1 protein-coding gene is annotated in these 1,118 nt (G+C 46.0%); it reads right to left on the bottom strand.

Features of this window, described 5'->3' with window-relative positions:
• Positions 1–906 (bottom strand): hypothetical protein (locus KDK16_RS06000; RefSeq protein WP_257275161.1); only part of this gene is annotated, 906 nt, incomplete at its 3' end.
• Positions 907–1,118: the final 212 nt, after the last annotated feature.

The following is a 1,118-nucleotide window of genomic DNA, read 5'->3' on the forward strand; positions in this document are numbered from 1 at the left end:
CCATGCCTGCTCTCTGTCTTTTAATCCAAATGCCCCATTCATCATTTTGATACCAGAACAGTAATTGCGAAAGACGCCCCCCATATAGTGGTCGGGATCCGACAGATGAGCTACGTCAATGGATAAATCATTGCCAAACTGATCAACGACGCTGTTACAGGTAGAATCGACAAAGCTCAGAACGTTTTCTCTGGGCCATAAGTATATAGAGAACAACACACCACTGCTTTGTGGTGAAACGGGTGTTGGAGGATCCGTTCCAGTGGTTACAGCTATAACGGTTTGAGTGTTTTTCATAGTCAACTGCACTTGCCCTTTTTTCTGAAAACATCTTACGCTCAGTGCAGCGTTTTGAGTGTTGGTTGATCCTGGTAGACCTTTTAAAAGATCAAACTCAGAGTGCAAAAATCGGTAGACGAAATGTTCTTCTGTGCCAAACTCACCATAATTGCTACAGCCCAGATCTACCGGCCTGATCCTCATATCGTTATCCGCTGGATCAAGTACCACCCTGATGTTGTCTGCAACAAAAATACCCGCGCCCCTCAGTTCCAGAATACCCGCCGGTATATAATCCCCTGTGGCCGGGGTTGTACCAGGGTCTCCTGTGGTAGCCGTTGCTGATGAATCATCGCTATCCAAAGGATGTCTGGAATCGACTTCGATATTCGCCAGATAATAGACAGAATCATTATGGGTTGCCGAGATCACGTAGTGACTCTCTATGCCTCCCTCAATAACAAATTCAGGCAGGATATCCACTCTGTTCCCCACAAAAGCCGAGTTGTCCGGTAACTGAAAACCGTTGACTCTTCTGATGCTATCAGAAACGGGCTCTGACAATGGCAATTCATAAACCGCTGGCTGTCCCTTTCCGGGCGATTGCTCTGCATCAAAGATAAACAAGGTTGGATAGACCGTTTGAAAAACCTCATGACCCAGTTTTGATGTTGTAGCGGATACTTTTCTAATCCTGACTGTTTCAGAAATTGGAGCTGCAGCTGGGGGAGAACTACGGGGAATGCCTGAGGAAGTGCTCGGGGAAGATGTTACCGGTGGTATTTGATTATTCTTTTCTCTGATGAGAGCCTTAAAAACAGCTAAATGATGACTGCACA

The sequence above is a fragment of the Endozoicomonas sp. SESOKO4 genome (assembly GCF_024606275.1).